We start from the raw sequence: 15562 nt of genomic DNA on the forward strand, positions 1-15562 counted from the left end.
TCGGTTCAGACTTGGCGGGGTCGAGGATTTTTTATATCTGGCGTGATAGAAGACCGGCAGGCGGCAGCCAAGGCTGGCCTCAAGACGGTCCCATAGCTCAACTGGATAGAGTAGCGGATTTCTACTCCGCGGGTTGCAGGTTCGAGTCCTGCTGGGATCGCCATTCATCACTGGATTGACGAGGCCGATGAGAGCCGACTTGCGGTATCGGCCGCCCGCTCACCGGAGACGTCTTCAAGAGCCTCGCTGTTCTCGTCGATCCCGTGGACGATTTCGATTCGCGCTGCCGGAATTTCGGTGCCGCTTGATCGACGTGACGGACGCACAGTTACCAATCCTCATTACTTCACGAATACGTGGGTACCCTCGCCCCGGTCTTTGAACCGGACAGACGAACCCTATCTATGCGCCGGGCGACGTGCGCCCGATAGGGAATTCGATGCTGCCAACCGAGTGGACGAGAATGACTATCGCATCTGCGGTTGCCGTGATCGCGATGTCGTATTTGGCAATCGACGCTGGCGTCGTGAACTCCAGCGTGATCACACGGCGCATCGAGACGGCGCGGGCTTCCATTGCGGACGCGGCGGCCAGTCAGCATCAACTCGCCTTCGCTATTCAGGCCTGGGCGCGTCCAAGCCGCCAGAAGGCGGACTCGGAGCCACATCTGGAGCACTGCCTGGCGATCGATTGAGTCAGGCGCAGCACCAGATCAGCCGACGCCTAAGCGGCATTTCTTTTGTTCACGGTCCGACTCCGCTTCGTTCCAAAAGCACGAATCGTCATCGCAAAAATCGGCAGCGCGCATTCATTAATGCCGCGTTTCGCTGGCTCGGTTCGTTCATGCATCCGAGGTCACGAGCACGGGCCGCAATCGGTACGCATCGATCGCGGCGTTCGACAGCAGCAGCCTGCGCCGCTCGCCGCGCAGCATCAACCGGTCGATCCTGTTCAGGATGAAGCGGGCTGAATCATTGGGCTCACCGGTGAGCAGGCCGGATTGGTCGAGATATTTCCAGGCGATCTCGAAAGACTGCGCGCGCAATTCGGGGTCTGTCATAGCCGGCCAACGTCGACGGGGAACGGATGTTCCTAACCGCGCAACGTCAGTCGCAGCGAACCACGGCGCGACGAAATGCGTAGCGCCGCGAACGAGATCACGACCAGCACGTTGGCTGCAACGAAATGGAGTGGTGCCGACCCGCCAGCCCCGGTCGGCTTTGAAGGGCCCCGTGCTTGTCCCCCCGAGCACGGGGCTTTCTCATGCAGGCCAACCAGCGTCCCGACCTCGGCCGGCCATTGACGCGAGATCTCGCCGAGGATGCGATTAGTCCGTCTGCTCGTCGCGCCGGTCGCGGGCGAGTTGATGCCAGGCCAGAGCCAGTTGGATCAGTCTCTGCCGGTCGGCGCCGTCGGCGGACGCCGCGGCCCGCTTCATCGCCGCCTCGGCTTCGTGCTGTGGGTCGTACTTGGGGCACATGAGGCCGAACCTAACCGACCGATATGGACGGACCGATGGCAATTTCGTCCGTATGAATGCGGGGTGGCTTCGCGTCGTCCGAACCCACCCTGACGCATCTGTGAAGTGCGTCACAGCCTGCAACCGGCGTCTCGGCTAAACAGAACTCAACCGCTCGCACCACCGCGAGAGGGCATGGGTGGTCCATCATGACACAGGAAGCAGCAGCCGAGGCTCACGTCCCAACGCGACGCGCAAGGCCCGACCTGTTCGGCGCCACGTTTCTTGCCACCATCGGTATCGTGATGCTGGCCTGGATCGCAGGCCTGGTCTGGGCCGCGATCGCGTTCTTCAACTGGCTGGTGTGACGCGCGAAGCGATCAGTATCGCTTCAGCAAGCAATACGTTGCCCAGACAAAAAGAGGCGGGCCTGCGCCCGCCTCCTTGTTTCAGACCTTGCCTGAAGCCTCAGTAACACGCGCGAGGATCGGCCTGCACATACTGGCCGCTCGGATAGCGGTAGTAGCAATTGCCCTGGGCGAAATAATAGCCGGGCCGCGAGGCAGCCGTGGCGCCGGCGATCGCGCCGGTGGCGCCGCCGATCACGGCACCCGCGGCCGCGCCCGAGGCGTTGCCCGAGATCAGGCCGCCCAGCACGCCGCCGACGATGGCGCCGCCAAGTGCGCTTGCGCCGGGATCAGCCGGTGGCGGAGGCGGCGGCGGTTCGTAGGCAACGGGAGGCGGCGCCGGAGCATAGGCCACCGGCATGTCGTCGAAGTAATCCTCGGAGATGTAGGCCGGCGGGCCGGCCATCCGCTGCGGATAATAGTACCAGACGCCGCCGACGTCCCACCACCAGCCGGAGCGGCCGTTGCGGACCTCGTGGCGCCAGCGCCCGCCATCCCAGGCGCGATTGCCGCGATAGGCGTGTCCGCCCCAGTCGCGCTCCGGTGCGGGGCCCCTGGCGTAATTGCGTCCGGGCGGCGGGCCGCCTGCTCCGTGCGGGCCGGGACCGGGGCCGCCGGCGTGGGGCTGGCCGCCGGGCTGTTGCGCGGGCCGGGCCGCCTGCTGCGGCGGGGGGCCCTTGCGCATGTTCTGGTTGTTCTGGGGCGGCGCGCCCGCGCCGGGCCCCGCAGGCGTCTGGGCCTGGGGTCTTGGCGGCAATGAGTCCTGTGCCTGCGCCGAAAGCGCGACAAGGGACATGGCCGAAACCAAGGGAATAATGATCTTCATGCGGCTGGACGCACTCATGCGTGCTTGACCCCCTACTCTCGCGATTGCCGTGGTGCCTAGCGCGATAGACGATTCGCCTCGCGCCTGGCTGATGCCGGCGGACATAACTGACCTGCTTTGGTCGGCTAAGTCCCGTTACAAATGATTAAGATCACGGCAATTTTCGGCCCTGGGGGCGCGGCGGAACCGTTCTAGCGCGCCGGCTCGATCACATTGCAGTTGGTCCGCCCCGACATCAGGCAGTCCTGCATCTTGCTGGCCGCGGTGAGATCGCGGGCGAGCCACCAGCCGACACCGAGGATCACGAGCGCGATGATCAATCCGGCAATCGCGCCGCGACGGTTGTCGCCGGATTGAGGTTTTGCGAGGGATTTGGGCTTTTTGCCCGGTTCGGGCTTGGACTCAGACTTGGACATGACTGGCCGATCGCAGGGGTGAGCCGGCTTTACCACCTCTGCGACGTCGCGTCACATCCCGGTCGATCGTTCAGCCCCGGGTCTGCCGGATCGCATCCTTGCGCGAGGTTTCGACCGCCGGTGTGGCCCGCGGTGCGCAGGTCGTCAGCAAGAATGCGGTCTGGGTGCATTCCCAATCCGCGCCGAGGACGGCACTTTCGATCGGCTTCGGGCGGGCGAGCAACAGTGCGACGCCAGCCAAGGCGACCACCGCGACGGCGATTGCGAGCGCCTTCGGGCTCAGTCTTGAGATCATCATGCCCGTGCTCCGTCTCGTACCGGGCGGACGCTAGGCGCCGCTCCGTGTGGTCCTCTATGAAGGACATCACAATTCGGCAGTTTTTCGGGGCTACGAGAGATCGTCGGGGGTGGCGATTTTTCGTCTACCTGATCGGCTGCGATTATGGGTGGCTTCGCGACGCGCGCCGATGTACACGCTTCTGCGTCGCGTGGTGCCTGCTATGCCCAGCCGACGTACCAACAGTCACCGATGTAGGATTGAAAGCGAGGAAGGCAAGGCCCGTGAGTGGATTTAGGGAACCCGGGTTTTCAGACCGGCAAAAGGCGGCGCAGGAAGCGCGCAAAAATCTTTTGAACAAATTCAAGTCGCAGCCCGGGCTGGATGATCCGGCGGTGGCGGCACGTCGTGCTGAGCGCGAGGCGCTCGCGGCCAAGCGCGCAGAGGCAAAGGCCGCGCGCGAAGCCGAGAAGGCCGAGCAGAAGCGTATTGCGGAAGAAGCTGCAGCGGCCGAAGCCGCGCGTATCGCCCGCGAAGCGGAAGAAGCGATCGCCAAGCAGGCTGAAGTCGAGGCCGAGCAAAAGGCCAAGCGCGATGCCCGCTACGCTGCCCGAAAGGCTAAGCGGAAGTAACGTTCGCAAGTCACGTTCAACTCACGTCGCGTTCAAGTGAAGTTGAACTCAAACATCGCTGGGGGCGGTCCATGTGACCGCCCTCGGACTTCCAAGCGCGCGACGACGGCGGAAGATCAGTTCTTCTTCATCATCCCGTCGTCTTTCTTCATCCCGTCCTTCGACATGTGGTCCTTCTTCATGCCGTCGTCCTTGGACATGGTGTCCTTCTTCATGCCGTCCTTGGACATCGTGTCCTTCTTCATCATGCCGTCGTCCTTGCCCATCTTGTCCTGGGCAAAAGCGGCCGGCGACAGCGCGAGGCCAAGCGACAGAGTGGCAGCCGAGACGCCGAGCACGATGCGGGTGCGAATGGTCATGAGTGATTTCCCTTCGAGATGGTGTTTGTCAGCGACGGACGCCGCTATCTGATCTCGACGGATTGCCCGCTGGCGTTGTTACGCGCCCACTGACAAAATTTCTGCGGGCCGGCTGCGAGGATGTTCCGTGTGCACTGCAGCAAGACCGGCACTTGCCCCGGCATTCGGTCTCGAACTATCAGATGAGAGAATATTGGGTGAGAGACCGGCTAGGATGGACCTATGCGCTGGTCTCAAGGACCCAGCCCACCTCACACCAAACAAGAACCGGCCAAGGGCCGTCCAAGGGGATACACCATGCTCACGCGCCGTCATCTGATCGCGACCGCCGTCGCCGCACCCGCCATTCTTCGCTTCGGCACTGGTACCGCGCATGCCGCGACCACGCTGAAGATCTCGCATCAATTCCCGGGAGGGACCATCGACAAGGGCGACTTCCGCGACCGGCTCTGCCGCATGTTCGCGGCTGAAGTCGCCAAGCGCAGCAAAGGCGACATCGCCGCCGAAATCTATCCGAACTCCTCGCTGATCAAGACCAACGCGCAGTTCTCCGCGATGCGCAAGGGCGCGCTCGACATCAGCCTCTATCCGATGCCTTACGCCGGTGGTGAGCTACCGGAGACCAATATCGGCCTGATGCCGGGCCTCGTGACCACCTACGACCAGGGCATGCGCTGGAAGAAGGCGCCGGTCGGCAAGGCGCTGACCGACTTCCTCGCCGACAAGGGCATCATCCTGCTCACCTGGGTTTGGCAGGCCGGCGGCGTCGCCAGCCGCTCCAAGCCGATCGTCGCTCCTGAAGATGCCAAGGGCATGAAGGTGCGCGGCGGCTCGCGCGAAATGGACATGGTGCTCCAGACCGCCGGCGCCTCGGTGCTCTCGGTGCCGTCGAACGAAATCTACGCGGCGATGCAGACCGGCGCCTGCGATGCCGGCATCACCTCCTCGACCAGCCTGATCTCGTTCCGGCTCGAAGAGGTCGCGAAGTCGCTGACCTCCGGTGCGGGTGCCTCCTACTGGTTCATGCTCGAGCCGCTGATGATGTCGAAGGCGATTTTCGACAAGCTGCCGAAGAACCAGCAGGACGTCCTGCTCGCGGTCGGCACCGAGCTCGAAGCCTTCGGCCGCAAGGGCGCGCAGGACGACGACGTCGAGGTCGCCAAGGTCTACGAGAAGGCCGGCGCCAAGGTCAGTGCGCTCGATGCCGCCACCGTCGGCAAATGGCGCGACATCGCCCGCGACACCGCGTGGAAGGATTACGGCGCCAAGACCGCGACCGCCGCCAACCTGCTCAAGCTCGCCTCCGACGTCGGCGCATGAGCCACGGTCCGCTTCCGGATCGTGACGACCAGGCGAACGCTGCCGCAGGGACCGGCCTTGCGGCGGCGATCGATCGCGGTCTCGCCGTCCTCAACACCATCATCGTCGTGTTCGCAGCGATCGCGCTGATCGCGGCCTGCGCCATCCTGAGCTACAGCGTGCTCAGCCGCGCTCTGTTCAAGGCCGCCAATTACTGGCAGGACGAGGCCGCCGTATTCCTCTTGGTCGGCGCCACCTTCATGACGGCGGCCTATGTGCAGCAGAACCGCGGCCATATCGGCATCGAGGCCTTTGTCGGCCTGCTGTCACCGCTCGCGAACCGGATCAGGCTCTGGTTGGTCGATGCCGCGACGTTCCTGTTCTGCGCCTTTTTCGCCTGGAAGTCCTGGACGCTGACCCATGAAGCCTATGTCGACGGTCAGGTCTCAAACTCGATGTGGTCGCCGCCGCTCGCCATTCCCTATTCGCTGATGGCGCTCGGGATGAGCCTGCTCTGCATCCAGATCCTCGTGCAGCTTGCGCTGCCTTTCGCAGGAGCCAGGCGTCCATGAGCGTTTTCGGTATCGGCCTCGCCTACGGTATCGCGACGCTGGTCGTGATGTTCTCAGGCATGCCGATCGCGTTCGCGCTCGGCGCGGTCGCGGTCGTGTTCATGGGCATCTACATGCCGGCCGCGTCCCTGGATACGGTGACGCAGAACGTCTACGAAGAAATGGCCTCGATCACGCTGCTGTCGATCCCGCTCTTCATCCTGAAGGGCGCCGCCATCGGCAAATCGCGCGCCGGCCAGGATCTCTATTCGGCCCTGCATGCCTGGCTGCATCGCGTCCCCGGCGGCCTCGGCGTCGCCAATGTGTTCGCCTGTGCGCTGTTTGCGGCGATGGCGGGCTCCAGCCCCGCGACCTGCTCGGCGATCGGATCGGCCGGCATCCCCGAGATGCGCAAGCGCGGCTATTCCGGCGGATTTGCCGCCGGCATCATCGCGGCCGGCGGCACGCTCGGCATTCTGCTGCCGCCCTCGATCACGATGATCCTGTTCGCGGTCGCCGCGGAAAAATCGCTCGGCCGTCTCTTCCTCGCCGGCATCGGGCCCGGCCTGCTGCTGGTGTCGCTGTTCGGCGCCTATGCGGTGATCCGCTTCCGCCAGGAATATGCCGCGGCGCAGGCGATCTTTGAGAAAGGCGGGCCGGAGGCTGCGATCCTGGCCCGCGACGAATACACGCTGGCCGAACGCTTCAGCGTGCTACCGCGTGTAATCCCCTTCGTGCTGCTGCTCACCGGCGTCATGATCGCGCTCTATGGCGGCTACGCGACGCCGTCGGAAACCGCCGGCCTCGGCGGCCTGCTCGCGCTGGCGCTGATCGCGGCGATCTACAGCGTGTGGCGGCCGAGCGACCTCGCCCCGATCTTGAAGTCGACGATCCGGGAATCGACCATGCTGATGATGATCATCGGCATGTCGCTGCTCTATTCCTACGTGATGAGCTATCTGCACATCTCGCAATCGGTCGCCGAATCCATCGTCGCGATGCACCTGCCGCGCTGGGAGCTGCTGTTCGCGATCCTCGTCATGGTCGTCGTGCTCGGCTTCTTCCTGCCGCCGGTCTCCATTATTCTCATGACCGCGCCGATCATCCTGCCGCCGCTCCGCGCCGCCAATTTCGACATCATCTGGTTCGGCGTAGTCATGACCATCGTGATGGAGATGGGGCTGATCCATCCGCCGGTCGGCCTCAACATCTTCGTCATCCGCAACGTCGCGCCGGACATTCCCCTGCGCGAGGTGATCTGGGGCACCCTGCCCTTCGTGCTGCTGATGATGCTCGCGGTGCTGCTGCTGTGCTTCTTCCCGGGAATTTCGACCGGCCTGCCGGACCTTGTGATGGGGCCGGACGGGAGCAGGTAGAGGCAATCGCAATTGCCGTAGGGTGGGCAAAGGCGCGCAGCGCCGTGCCCACCATCTCTCCTCGATCCCGATAAAAGTGGTGGGCACGCTTCGCTTTGCCCACCCTACGAGCCAACCCTAAGATCTCTACGATTTATCCTTCCGCCGTGCCTTCGGCGCGATCGTGCTGCCGGCCACCACCTGCAACAAATCCTTGCGCACGGCCTCGATGTGCCGCTCCAGGAACCGGCAGGCCTCCTCGACCTTCTGCGCGCGGCAGAGCGCGATCAGATGGGCGTGCTCCTTTTCGGCGGTCCCCATCGCCTTGGTGTTGGAGAGCTGCAGGCGCGTGTAGCGGTCGCTGGTCTGGAGCAGTGACAGCACGATCGCGCGCGTACGCGGCTGCGGGGCGTGAACGTAGAGTGCCATGTGAAAATCGGCGTTGAGCTGGCCCCATTCGCTGACGTTACGCGCCTTGATCGCCTTCTCGAAGCTCTTGTGGATGTCATCGAGCCCGCTGAAATCATCGGCGGTGAAACGCGGCGCCGATTGCGCCAGGAGGCGTGGCTCCAGGATTCCGCGCAGGTCGAACACATCGTTGATCTCGTCCAGCGACAGCTCCGAGACGATCGCGCCCTTCTGCGGGACGATGCGCACCAGGCCTTCGGCTTCGAGCTGGAACAGCGCTTCGCGCACCGGGATGCGGCTGACGCCATAGGCCTCGCCAAGTGCGTCCTGCCGTAGCTGCGATCCGGCCGGATAGGTGCCGTCGAGGATCGCCTGCCTGAGCTGGTCGACGATCGCGGCCGACAGGGTGCGATGCTTCAGAGGCTGTTTCATCTGACCTTCTGTTGTCCTTCCCGACTCATCCGGCCGAAGCGGTCTCTCTCTTGCATGTTGAGGGGCCCAACAAAAGTGTGGGGCCCGGCAAAAGCCAGTGCCCAGCAAAAGCGCGTCCTGCCGCCGAAATGACCGCAATCTCCGTTTGACACGCAAAATGTATAAATTATACATTTGCCGATAGCACGAGATTTCTCAGGGGTCGGGGCCTCTTTCATGATCGAGCAGACGATGCCGGCCACGCGCGCACTCAGCGTTCGACACATGGTCGTCCGCGCGTCCAGTGCCCTGCTCGCCGTCGAGCGCGTCGCGCTGATGGGCCTGATGTACCTGCTCACCGGCCTGATCCTGGTGAACGTCGTCACCCGTTACGCGCGCTTCCCGATCTACTGGATCGATGAATCCGCCGTCTATTGCGTGGTCTGGCTGACCTTTGTCGGCGCCTCCGCGATGACGCGGCTGCGGCTCGATTTCGCGGTCACCATGCTGACGGAGCGTCTTTCGCCACGGCACCAGAAGATCGCAAAGGTGATCTCGACCGGCATGGTCGTCGCGTTCGGAATCGCACTGATCGTGACCTGCATGCTCTGGATGGACCCGATTGGTCTCGCGCGCGCCGGCTTCGACGGGCGCAAGCTCGCGGCTGAGACCTTCAACTTTCTCTACACCGAGCATACCCAGACGCTGAACTGGCCGACCTGGGTGCTCTATTTGACGCTGCCGATCTTCGCGGTCTCGATGACCATCCACGGCCTCGCCAACCTGCTGGAAGATCTCGAACTGGTCCCGCGCACGCCGCCGAAGGGCTTTGCGCTCTCCGAGCTCGACGGGGTCAACTGATGATCACGTCAGCCGCCTTCGTCGCGATCATGCTGGTCGGCGTGCCGATCGGCCTCTGCCTGTGCCTCGCCGGCCTCGTCTACATCGCAGCATCCGGCAATCCGGTGCTGTTCCAGTCCTATCCGCTCCAGCTGTTCGGCGGCGTCGACAGCTACGGTCTGATCGCCATTCCGCTCTTCATCCTGATCGGCGAGATCATGAACGGCGGCGGCATCACGCGGCGCATCGTCGACATGGCGATGGCCTTCGTCGGCTCACTCAAGGGCGGGCTCGCCTACGTCAACATCCTCGCCAACATGTTCATCTCCTCGATCCTGGGATCCGCCACCGCGCAGGTCGCGATCATGGCGCAGATCATGGTCCCGGAGATGGAGAAGAAGGGCTACGACAAGACCTTCGCGGCGGGATTGACCGCCTATGGCGGCATGCTCGGGCCGATCATTCCGCCGTCGGTGATGTTCGTCGTCTACAGCGTGCTCGCGCAGGTCTCGGTCAGCGACATGCTGATCGCCGGCATCGTGCCGGGCGTGATCCTCACGGTGATGTTCTGCCTCGTCATCGCGCTGATGGGATATGTCTACAACTATCCCCGTGCCGATTATCAGACGCCGCGCCAGCGCGTCATGACGATCCTGCGGACGTCACCCACCCTGCTGATCCCGATCGTCATCGTCGGCACCATCCTCAGCGGCCTCGCCAATGCGACGGAATCCGCGGCCGTCGGCGCGGTCGCCGCCGCACTCGTCGGGAAATACTGGACCAGGGAATTCGAATTCTCGCAGTTGCCGCAGATGATGCTGCGCAGCGCCATCTATTCGGCGATCGTGCTGTTCCTGGTCGCGGCCGCGGCGGTGTTCTCCTGGGTGCTGATCTTCGGCAAGGTGCCGCAGGAAACCGCCGGCTGGATCCAGTCCGCCGCCAAGGACCCGGTCAGCTTCATGCTGATCTGTAACGTCATCCTGCTGATCATCGGCACTGTCATCGACGGCATTCCCGGCCTGATCATGACGGTGCCGATCCTCCTGCCTGTCGCAACCGACGTCTACCATATCGATCCCCGGCATTTCGGCGTTGTGGTGGTGATCAACCTCGTGCTCGGCCTGCTGTCGCCGCCGGTCGGGCTTTGCTTCTTCGTCGCGGCCGCCGTCACCGGCGCCAAGCCGGGCAAGATGTTCATGGTGACGCTGCCGTTCTTCGTCATCTCCTGCGTCCTGCTGGTGCTGCTCTCGCTCTACCCCTCGCTCTCGCTGATCCTCATCAAATAGGCCCGTTCAAAAGGAAGCCCGACCATGCCGCTTTCACGCCGCCGCTTTCTCGCCGCCAGTGCCGCCGCCTCGGTGTTCGCGCCCTCGCTGGCGCTCGCCCAGGCCAAGGAATTCCGCCTCGGCCTGATCACGCCGAACGGCCATTCCTGGAACAAGGCGGCGCTCAAGTTCGGCGACGAGCTCAAGGGGGCCACCAACGGCCGGCTCACCCTGACCGTGTTCCATTCCGGCCAGCTCGGCAACGAGCCCGCGATGATGCAGCAATTGCAGTCCGGCGCGCTCGACATGGGCTTCATCCAGGCCGCCGAGCTCGGCTCGCGCGTGCCACACATCGCCGCGATCAATGCGCCCTACATCGTCCGCTCGACGCCTGCGGTCGCGAAATTCGTGCGGCATCCGGCGGCGGTGAAGCTGTTCGATGTGCTGCCGCAGGAGACCGGCACCATCGGCCTCGGCTGGGGCATCACCGGCATGCGCGCGGTGTTCTCCTCGAAGGACCTGAACTCGCTCGCCGACATCAAGGGCATGAAGCTGCGCATCAACCCGACGCCGGTCTATCGCGACTTCTATTCCTCGCTCGGTGCCGCACCGACGCCGATCCCGACGCCGCAGGTGTTCGACGCGATGGCCAACGGCCAGGTCGATGGCCTCGAGGCCGATCTCGAATTCTCCTGGAACCAGCGCTTCGACAAGGTCTCCAAAGTGATCCTGCAGATGAACGCCGTCTTCATGCCGATGGCCGCGGTCGTTTCCGGCCGGGTCTGGCAGACGCTCCCCGCAGCCGACCGCGAGCTGATTGCCAAGACGGTGAAGTCGACGCTGGACGCGCAGATCGACGAGTTGGCCTCCAACGAGCCCGCGCTGATCGAGAATTTCAAGAACGCGCCGATCCCGATCCGCCAGGTCCCGCCCGGCGACACCGAGGCTGTCATCGCCGAGTTCGACAAGATCTGGCTGCCCAAGGCACCTGTTCTCGCCGAGCTGCGCAAGGTCGGCGCGACGCTCTGATCCCATTCGCCATCCTCTTCACCACAGCCGGCGGATCCAGCCCCCCGCCGGCAAACTCACTTGGAGTCACATCATGAGCCGCCGCGTTTCCTGGGAAGGCGTCTTCCCGGCCGTCACCACGCAATTCCACGATGATCTCTCGCTCGACATCGACGCCACCGCCAAGGTCATGGACGGGTTGATCCGCGACGGCGTCTCCGGTCTGATCGTCTGCGGCTCGGTCGGCGAGAACACCTCGCTGGAGCGCAAGGAGAAGGTCGCGATCATGGAGACGGCGAAATCCGTCGCGGCCGGCCGCGTGCCCGTGCTATGCGGCATCGCCGAATTCACCACCGCCTTTGCGGTCGAAACCGCCAAGGAAGCCGCGCGCGTCGGCATCGACGGCGTGATGGTGATGCCGGCGCTGGTCTATTCGTCGAAACCGCACGAGACCGCCGCACATTTCCGCGCGGTTGCCAGCGCGACCGACCTGCCGGTGATGCTCTACAACAACCCGCCGATCTACAAGAACGACGTCACCCCCGACATCCTGGCCTCGCTCGTCGACGTCGAGACCGTGGTCTGCTTCAAGGATTCCTCGGGCGACACGCGGCGCTTCATCGACACCAGGAATATGGTCGGCGACCGCTTCGTGCTGTTCGCAGGGCTCGACGACGTCATCGTCGAGAGCATCGCCATGGGCGCGGTGGGCTGGGTCTCCGGCATGTCCAACGCCTTCCCGCGCGAGGGCGAGACGCTGTTTCGCCTTGCCAAGGCCGGCCGCTTCGCCGAGGCCATGCCGATCTACGAATGGTTCATGCCGCTGCTGCACCTCGACGCACGCCCCGACCTCGTCCAGTGCATCAAGCTGTGCGAGCACATCATGGGCCGCGGCACCGCGCTGACCCGCCCGCCCCGCCTCGCGCTGCTGCCGCAGGAAAAGGCCGAGGTCGAGGCGATGATGGCGAAGGCGCTCAAGAACCGGCCGCGCCTGCCGGATGTCGGGCTGAAGGCGGCGTAGGCGAAGGTCTCGTAGGGTGGGCAAAGCGGAAGCGTGCCCACCATTCGCAAATTCGGTCGCGGAGAGATGGTGGGCACGGCGCTACGCGCCTTTGCCCACCATACGAAGCTAGGAAGCAGCCCGCTTCTTCTTCGCGTTCAGCGCGGAGGCTACGCGGCTCACAGGCGGCTTGCCCAGCACGCCGCTCATCTCGTTCGTGGCCGCCAGCAGCTTGTCCATGTCGACACCGGTCCTGACGCCCATGCCTTCGAGCATGTAGACCACGTCCTCGGTCGCGACATTGCCCGTCGCGCCCGGCGCATAGGGGCAGCCGCCGAGGCCGCCGGCGGCGGAATCGATGACGCGGACGCCCTCCTCCAGGCCGGCATAGAGATTGGCGAGCGCCTGGCCGTAGGTGTCGTGGAAATGCATCGCGAGTTTTGTTGGCGGGATATTGGCGCTAACCGCGCGCAGCATCTCCTTGGCCTTATCAGGCGTGCCGACACCGATGGTGTCGCCGAGCGAGATCTCGTAGCAGCCGAGCTCCCACAGCGTGTTGGCGAGATCGGCGACCGCCTTTGGCTTGATCTCGCCGTCGAACGGACAGCCCAGCACGCAGGAGATATAGCCGCGGACTCTGACGCCATCAGCCTTGGCGCGCGCCAGCACCGGCTTGAAGCGCTCGATGGACTCCGCGACCGTGCAGTTGATATTGGCGCGCGAAAACCCTTCCGAGGCCGCCGCGAACACGGAGACGACTTGCGCGCCGGCAGTGCGCGCGGCGTCATAGCCCTTCTCGTTCGGCACCAGCACGTGGAATTCGGCACCCTTGACGTGGCGGACGCCGCGCAGCACGGCGTCCGAGCTCGCCATTTGCGGGATCGCCTTGGGCGAGACGAAGGCGCCGACCTCGACCGTGGTGAGGCCAGCGGCTACGAGCGCCTCGACGAAGGCGATGCGGGCCTCGACGCTGACGGGCGTCTTCTCGTTCTGGAGGCCGTCGCGCGGCCCCATTTCGATGATGCGGACGGGATCGCTCATCTCACTCTCCCGATGGCTCGACCACGGCGAGCTCGACGCCCTCCTGGACGATGTCTCCGACCTTGCATTTGATCGATTTCAGCACGCCGGCGTAGGGAGCGCGCAGCGTCTGCTCCATCTTCATCACTTCCAGGGTGAGGATCGGCGCGCCCTTGTCGAGCTTGGCGCCCTCCTCGGCCAGCACGGCGACGACCGTGCCCGGCAGGGGCGCCGCGATCTTGTCCTCGCCGACATGCTCTTCGCTCTCGCCGCCGAACGGATCGACCCAATGCAGGTCGAAGCGGCCGTTGCGTGTGCGCAAATACAGCTCGTGACCGTCGATCACGGCTGCGACCTGCGATTTGACGCCATCGAGCGTCAGATCGAAGCAGCCGTCACGCGGCGCGATCGTGAACGCCAATTCGCGCTCGCCGGTCACCAGCGTCGACGGCCCGCTGCCATAGTTCAGCGTGATCTTCTGTTCAGGTCCATGGCCGACTCGGAAGGCAAAGCTGCGCTGGCGGCGACCGACCGGCATCCAGCCGAAGGTCTGCCAGGGCGAACTCGCCTCGTCTTGCGCGGCCTGCCGCTCGTCGTTGATAACAGCGGCGACTGCCGCGCACAGCTCGAGCTCGCCGGGCGCCGGCGGGGCCTGCGTCAGCACCGCCAGCTCGCGCTCGATGAAGCCGGTGTCGATCGCATTGGACCGCACCTTCGGATGCGTCATCAGCGCCGACAGGAACGGGATGTTGGTGACGATGCCGCGGACGTCGGATTCTTGCAGCCCGCGGTTCAGCCGTTCGATCGCGACGTCCCGCGTCGGCGCCCACGCGATCATTTTTGCGAGCATCGCATCGTAATAGGGCGAGACCGTATCGCCTTCGCGATAGCCGGCGTCGATGCGCAGGCCGCCGGTTTCCGCCGGCAAGCGCCAGGTCGAGATCCTCCCGACCGACGGCATGAAGTTCTTGGTCGGATTTTCCGCGTAAACGCGCGCCTCGACCGCGTGGCCATTGAGCCGGAGCTCGTCCTGTTTCAGCGGCAGCGCCTCGCCGAATGCGACGCGCAGCTGCCATTCGACCAGATCGATGCCGGTGATCAACTCGGTCACGGGATGCTCGACCTGGAGACGCGTGTTCATCTCGATGAAGAACACGTCCTTGCCGTCGGAGACGAACTCGATCGTGCCGGCACCGACATAGTTGACCGCGCCGGCCGCCTTTCGCGCGGCGGCGCAGACGGTCTCGCGCTGGGCTGGATTGAGCGTCGGCGACGGTGCCTCCTCGATCACCTTCTGGTGCCGGCGCTGCAGCGTGCATTCGCGCTCGAACAGCGACAGCAGATTGCCGTGGCTGTCGCCGATGATCTGCACCTCGATGTGACGGGGATTGTCGACATATTTTTCGATCAGCATGCGGTCGTCGCCGAACGCGGCCTTGGCCTCGCGCTTGGCGCTGACAATCGCCGGTCCAAGCTCATCCGCCGAGCGAACGATGCGCATGCCGCGGCCGCCGCCGCCGGCGGACGCCTTCACCAGGATGGGAAAGCCGATCTTGTCCGCGGCCTTCGAAAGCGTCGCATCGTCCTGGGCCTCGCCGTGATAGCCGGGCACCAGCGGCACGCCGGCCTTCTCCATCAGCGCCTTGGAGCCGGACTTCGAGCCCATCGCCGTCATCATCGCGGCGGTCGGGCCGACGAACACCAGGCCCGCCTCCAGGCACGCCCGCGCGAACTCGGCATTTTCGGACAGGAAGCCGTAGCCGGGATGCACGGCCTCGGCGCCGGTCTTGCGCGCGGCCTCGATCAGCCGCTCGGCACTGAGGTAGCTGTCGCGCGCCCGCGCCGGACCGAGCAGCACGGCTTCATCCGCGAGCGCGACATGCATCGCGTCGCGGTCGGCCTCGGAATAGACCGCGACCGTGCGCAGGCCCATGGCTCGCGCGGTGCGGATGACGCGGCAGGCGATCTCGCCGCGGTTGGCGATCAGGAGCGTGCGAAAACGCCGGTAGAGCATTGAACGGTCCATCGC

18 protein-coding genes and 1 tRNA gene are annotated in these 15562 nt (G+C 64.7%); 11 read left to right on the forward strand and 8 right to left on the reverse strand.

Annotation, left to right across the window (positions count from 1 at the left end; translation table 11 throughout):
- Window positions 1–86 precede the first annotated feature (86 nt).
- Window positions 87–163: transfer RNA gene (locus tag AB7G19_RS22695), tRNA-Arg, on the forward strand.
- A gap of 276 nt (window positions 164–439) precedes the next feature.
- Window positions 440–694: a hypothetical protein gene (locus tag AB7G19_RS22700; RefSeq protein WP_354123820.1), complete on the forward strand. Its 255-nt coding sequence runs from the start codon at window positions 440–442 to the stop codon at window positions 692–694.
- A gap of 147 nt (window positions 695–841) precedes the next feature.
- On the opposite strand, the gene AB7G19_RS22705 is transcribed toward AB7G19_RS22700, so the two are convergent.
- On the reverse strand, window positions 842–1060 hold the full coding sequence (locus AB7G19_RS22705) for a hypothetical protein (protein WP_063983431.1): 219 nt from the start codon (window positions 1058–1060) through the stop codon (window positions 842–844).
- 608 nt (window positions 1061–1668) lie between these two features.
- Between AB7G19_RS22705 and AB7G19_RS22710 the strand changes: the two genes are divergently transcribed.
- The gene (locus AB7G19_RS22710) at window positions 1669–1827 is read left to right on the forward strand and encodes a hypothetical protein (protein WP_028161343.1); all 159 of its coding nucleotides are present in this window, start codon (window positions 1669–1671) and stop codon (window positions 1825–1827) included.
- Window positions 1828–1927: 100 nt separating this feature from the next.
- Here the strand turns inward: AB7G19_RS22710 and AB7G19_RS22715 are convergent, their stop codons facing one another.
- The 3 genes from AB7G19_RS22715 to AB7G19_RS22725 form a co-directional block, all read right to left on the reverse strand.
- Window positions 1928–2710, reverse strand: coding sequence for a hypothetical protein (locus AB7G19_RS22715; protein ID WP_247310434.1), 783 nt, complete (start codon window positions 2708–2710; stop codon window positions 1928–1930).
- Between the two features lie 173 nt (window positions 2711–2883).
- Window positions 2884–3108, reverse strand: coding sequence for a hypothetical protein (locus AB7G19_RS22720; protein WP_166096504.1), 225 nt, complete (start codon window positions 3106–3108; stop codon window positions 2884–2886).
- A 70-nt stretch (window positions 3109–3178) separates the two neighbouring features.
- Complete coding sequence (locus AB7G19_RS22725; RefSeq protein WP_028150973.1) at window positions 3179–3406, reverse strand: hypothetical protein; 228 nt, start codon at window positions 3404–3406, stop codon at window positions 3179–3181.
- A gap of 263 nt (window positions 3407–3669) precedes the next feature.
- On the opposite strand from AB7G19_RS22725, the gene AB7G19_RS22730 reads away from it, so the two are divergent.
- Window positions 3670–4017, forward strand: a complete 348-nt coding sequence (locus tag AB7G19_RS22730; RefSeq protein WP_071914157.1) for a DUF6481 family protein — start codon at window positions 3670–3672, stop codon at window positions 4015–4017.
- Window positions 4018–4133: 116 nt separating this feature from the next.
- On the opposite strand, the gene AB7G19_RS22735 is transcribed toward AB7G19_RS22730, so the two are convergent.
- Window positions 4134–4376, reverse strand: coding sequence for a pentapeptide MXKDX repeat protein (locus tag AB7G19_RS22735; protein ID WP_354131290.1), 243 nt, complete (start codon window positions 4374–4376; stop codon window positions 4134–4136).
- A 297-nt stretch (window positions 4377–4673) separates the two neighbouring features.
- On the opposite strand from AB7G19_RS22735, the gene AB7G19_RS22740 reads away from it, so the two are divergent.
- Genes AB7G19_RS22740 through AB7G19_RS22750 form a run of 3 tightly spaced genes read left to right on the forward strand, consistent with a single transcriptional unit; the run spans window position 4674 to window position 7602 of the window.
- Complete coding sequence (locus AB7G19_RS22740) at window positions 4674–5696, forward strand: TRAP transporter substrate-binding protein (RefSeq protein ID WP_063983435.1); 1023 nt, start codon at window positions 4674–4676, stop codon at window positions 5694–5696.
- Window positions 5693–6247 carry a TRAP transporter small permease gene (locus tag AB7G19_RS22745; RefSeq protein ID WP_063983436.1) on the forward strand — a complete coding sequence of 185 codons (555 nt, stop codon included), beginning with the start codon at window positions 5693–5695 and terminating at the stop codon, window positions 6245–6247. The genes AB7G19_RS22740 and AB7G19_RS22745 overlap by 4 nt, the downstream gene beginning before the upstream one ends.
- Entirely contained in the window at window positions 6244–7602 is a 1359-nt protein-coding gene (locus AB7G19_RS22750; RefSeq protein WP_063983437.1) for a TRAP transporter large permease, read from the forward strand. Before AB7G19_RS22745 ends, AB7G19_RS22750 begins: the two co-directional genes overlap by 4 nt.
- 126 nt (window positions 7603–7728) lie before the next feature.
- Here AB7G19_RS22750 and AB7G19_RS22755 read toward each other — a convergent pair whose 3' ends face one another.
- Window positions 7729–8421 carry a GntR family transcriptional regulator gene (locus AB7G19_RS22755; protein WP_071914159.1) on the reverse strand — a complete coding sequence of 231 codons (693 nt, stop codon included), beginning with the start codon at window positions 8419–8421 and terminating at the stop codon, window positions 7729–7731.
- 231 nt (window positions 8422–8652) lie between these two features.
- On the opposite strand from AB7G19_RS22755, the gene AB7G19_RS22760 reads away from it, so the two are divergent.
- The 4 genes from AB7G19_RS22760 (at window position 8653) to AB7G19_RS22775 (ending at window position 12534) form a co-directional block, all read left to right on the forward strand.
- Window positions 8653–9261 carry a TRAP transporter small permease gene (locus tag AB7G19_RS22760; RefSeq protein ID WP_283018865.1) on the forward strand — a complete coding sequence of 203 codons (609 nt, stop codon included), beginning with the start codon at window positions 8653–8655 and terminating at the stop codon, window positions 9259–9261.
- Window positions 9261–10526 carry a TRAP transporter large permease gene (locus tag AB7G19_RS22765; RefSeq protein ID WP_063983439.1) on the forward strand — a complete coding sequence of 422 codons (1266 nt, stop codon included), beginning with the start codon at window positions 9261–9263 and terminating at the stop codon, window positions 10524–10526. Before AB7G19_RS22760 ends, AB7G19_RS22765 begins: the two co-directional genes overlap by 1 nt.
- 24 nt (window positions 10527–10550) lie before the next feature.
- A complete protein-coding gene (locus AB7G19_RS22770; protein WP_283016383.1) occupies window positions 10551–11534 on the forward strand; it encodes a TRAP transporter substrate-binding protein in 984 nt (327 codons plus the stop codon).
- Between the two features lie 73 nt (window positions 11535–11607).
- Window positions 11608–12534, forward strand: a complete 927-nt coding sequence (locus tag AB7G19_RS22775) for a dihydrodipicolinate synthase family protein (RefSeq protein WP_166096502.1) — start codon at window positions 11608–11610, stop codon at window positions 12532–12534.
- A gap of 108 nt (window positions 12535–12642) precedes the next feature.
- Here AB7G19_RS22775 and AB7G19_RS22780 read toward each other — a convergent pair whose 3' ends face one another.
- Window positions 12643–13554, reverse strand: a complete 912-nt coding sequence (locus AB7G19_RS22780; RefSeq protein WP_283016382.1) for a hydroxymethylglutaryl-CoA lyase — start codon at window positions 13552–13554, stop codon at window positions 12643–12645.
- A gap of 1 nt (window position 13555) precedes the next feature.
- Window positions 13556–15559 carry an acetyl/propionyl/methylcrotonyl-CoA carboxylase subunit alpha gene (locus AB7G19_RS22785; protein WP_283016381.1) on the reverse strand — a complete coding sequence of 668 codons (2004 nt, stop codon included), beginning with the start codon at window positions 15557–15559 and terminating at the stop codon, window positions 13556–13558.
- Window positions 15560–15562: the final 3 nt, after the last annotated feature.

The organism is Bradyrhizobium sp. 215_C5_N1_1, assembly GCF_052075935.1.
Taxonomy (GTDB): Bacteria; Pseudomonadota; Alphaproteobacteria; order Rhizobiales; family Xanthobacteraceae; genus Bradyrhizobium; species Bradyrhizobium barranii.